Origin of the sequence: Candidatus Symbiopectobacterium sp., assembly GCF_020054415.1 — a bacterium.
Lineage (GTDB): Bacteria > Pseudomonadota > Gammaproteobacteria > Enterobacterales > Enterobacteriaceae > Symbiopectobacterium.
This window is the reverse complement of sequence record NZ_JAHWCO010000537.1, coordinates 1-2,947: the sequence shown is the minus strand read 5'-3', so window position 1 is coordinate 2,947 and position 2,947 is coordinate 1. Positions and strand designations below refer to the sequence as shown.

Annotated in this window: 3 protein-coding genes and 2 pseudogenes; all 5 read right to left on the bottom strand. The window is 51.9% G+C overall.

Annotated elements, in window-relative coordinates; translation table 11 throughout:
* Positions 1–185: 185 nt before the first annotated feature.
* The gene (locus tag QZ506_RS15805; RefSeq protein ID WP_291972342.1) at positions 186–797 is read right to left on the bottom strand and encodes a DUF1481 domain-containing protein; all 612 of its coding nucleotides are present in this window, start codon (positions 795–797) and stop codon (positions 186–188) included.
* Positions 798–871: 74 nt separating this feature from the next.
* Positions 872–1,144 (bottom strand): nucleoid-associated protein HU-alpha, encoded by a 273-nt coding sequence (gene hupA, locus QZ506_RS15800; RefSeq protein ID WP_195316323.1) that lies wholly within the window; start codon positions 1,142–1,144, stop codon positions 872–874.
* Positions 1,145–1,329: 185 nt separating this feature from the next.
* Positions 1,330–1,920 (bottom strand): YjaG family protein, encoded by a 591-nt coding sequence (locus tag QZ506_RS15795; RefSeq protein WP_291972335.1) that lies wholly within the window; start codon positions 1,918–1,920, stop codon positions 1,330–1,332.
* 158 nt (positions 1,921–2,078) lie between these two features.
* A pseudogene (nfi, locus tag QZ506_RS15790) lies at positions 2,079–2,690 on the bottom strand (deoxyribonuclease V).
* Positions 2,691–2,752: 62 nt separating this feature from the next.
* Positions 2,753–2,947 (bottom strand): annotated as a pseudogene (locus QZ506_RS15785) (IS481 family transposase); the annotation flags it as partial.

Below are 2,947 nucleotides of genomic sequence, written 5' to 3'. Positions count from 1 at the left end.
TGTGCTGCGGGCGTACGCCGATGGCCACTTTACTCGATGGAAAACGGATCTGGGCAGAAAAGAATCTGAACCAGATGTAATCTGACAGACACCTGTATAAATAATCGGTAACTGTCAGATCAGGTCTGAGCTAGTACAATTAACCCTACTCGGTGGCAAACTGCTTCCACTGGCACAAGTCTTCCTCAGCCACCAGCAAGCAGTTGCGTCCCCACAGGGGCATCCAACCACGCCACGCGCAGCGTGACATCGGGGCGATGCTGCCGCTGTTCCGCTATCCATCTCAGCGAGAGCAGATCAAAATCAGGGCTGACATTCTGCCCATCACAGGTGAGTACGCGATTGCCCTGTAGCACCCCCTGACCCAGTTTCACACTGCCAGTGCGTAACACCTCGCTGAGTTCCAGAACCCGCTTGGCATCAAACTGAAACAGCGCTATCTCATCGTCAGACACGCTTTCACGCTGATCGTCGAGTTGCCGTTGCATAAAGCTCACCGTGCCATCGTCAGTAAAACGAAGATGGAGGCTTTCCGGATGGGCACCACGATAACTGCGCTTTATTTCACGCAGATGGTCTTGAATAAACAGATAACGCGTTTCCACACCGTGCAGATTGGGCCACAGGTTATCATCCTGCAACGCATTGGAGAGCGTCACTAACTGCGTGCTGTGTTGTTGGCTGTCATCCTTGCGCCACACGCGCACCACCGCACGATCGCCTACATAGCCAGTGGCGAAGGTCGTTGGCGGTGGTGAATGGCCGGAACAGGCGGTGATCAATCCGGCGATAACCACCGAGCCCAACCTGCGCCACAAAAGCAAAAGGGGCGCTAACGTCCCTTTTGCTTGAATCCTTCACTGGCATTCGCTTATTTAACAGCGTCTTTCAGTGCTTTGCCCGCAACAAATGCCGGGACATTCGCCGCAGCGATTTTGATTTCTTTACCCGTTTGCGGGTTGCGGCCAGTGCGCTCGTTACGATGGTTCACTTTAAACGTACCAAAACCCACCAATTGTACTGCATCGCCTGCTTTCAGAGACTCAGTTACCGCTGCCAGAGTGGCTTCTAACGCTGTTTTAGCCTGAGCCTTGGACAGGTCAGCTTTGTCTGCAATCACATCAATCAGTTGAGTCTTATTCATAAGTTATCCTTACAGTGTGTTTATCGCTTGCTTAGCATCGAGTGCGACGGATATGCTCAAAGGCACTCTCCTGCATACACGCACCGACAGCCACTTTTTTACTCCCCCCAAATGTAGACCAGACAGGGGGCGGATGTGAAGCCCTTCAACTTGTCATTTAGGGCCTTAAATCACGTTTTATCGCCTCATTGGCCTAAATTTATGCCAATATTGCTGCTTCCCGCTTCCCGCAGGTCAGCGCGCAGCCCTTTAATCAATTCCAAATCACGCTCTTCGCATGCCGCCAGCAACCGAAAAATCTCCCACTGAATGTCCCATTCTTCTTTGATCGCGGGCAATGTGTAGAGTTCTTCGTCCGCCATTTCACGGCCAGCTTGTGTCATTTCCAGCATCGCTACCGTGCGAATGGAGGTTTCGCTAATGGCAATCGCATGCTCGAGCGTGGCACCACTCAGTTGCGAATGAATCAGTTCACCCAATGCAATGCATGCGTCAATGGCCGGATAGACACCGTATAAATCGTAATCATCCGCAGAGGGAATAGAGTCTTCCCATTTTTCCAACTGGCTGTCGAAATTGACCTTGGCCTCTTTCACCACCAGCACTTCCCACACCAGATCGAGGATGCGGCGATACAGTTGCGCATCACCAAACTCGTTCTGGCGGCAGAATTCATAATAGTTCGGATACATCCGCTCGCAAAGGCAAGCCATAAAAGTCACGTGCTGCCAGCTTTCCAGCTTCTCCAAGCGCAGGTGAATAGGATTACGTAACATAGTCGACGCTAATTATTTTTAATGGCAGGCAGTGTACCTGAAAATTTTGCCTTGCCCTATGCCTGAATTCTTAAACTTACCGCATCCCGCCTGCATCACTGCGGATTTTCACGCAGCAAGGGTTGAAAGGCTGGCCGTTGTGAGACAACGGCGTCCGCCTAACGCGTGGGTTCGGGTAAACGATAGCCATGCTGGCAGCGTTTTACCTACATCAGCGCGCTGTTCAGACTCACTCGATGGCCGGTTGAGATAAACAGCGGATTACAGCGTGCCTTTCTACGCCACACCCAGCCAATCTGTTCGTCATGGTCCATCAGCGCGCTTTGGCTACCGGCTGCTTCAGAAAGCGGGGCACTCTGACCACGCAGCCGTTTTTTAGCCACGCCAATGGTCGGGACATCCACCAATAACCCAAAATGGCTGGCAACGCCCAACCGCCTGGGATGTGAAATACCGTGACCGTCAACAAACAGCAAATCAGGCTTCTGCACCAACTGTTCCCACGCAGCCGACAGGCCAAGACACTCACGAAAAGAGAGCAACCCCGGCGCATAGTGCATTACCTTCGGGATACGGGCAATCTGGTACTCAACCAGTTGAAGTGAAGGGTAGTGCAATATCGCAATCGCCGCACGCGTCACCGTGCCCTCTTGCTCGAACCCGACATCAGCCCCGCCAATAAACCTAGGCTCAACAAAGGGCAGGCTGTCAACATGCACGATCTCCTGCGCCCGCCGTTTCTGCTCCGCTTTCAATGCTTGCATATCCATCACCTGTACTAGCTCAGACCTGATCTGACAGTTACCGATTATTTATACAGGTGTCTGTCAGGTTACATCTGGTTCAGATTCTTTTCTGCCCAGATCCGTTTTCCATCGAGTAAAGTAGCCATCGGCGTACGCCCGCAGCACATTTTTCCCTGATGAGTTCGCTCATTATTGTAATGCCACAACCAGTTGTCCAGATCTACCTGCAGGCTTTCCAGGTATCCATATAACTTCTTGCGGAACGTAACCTGATAAAAATC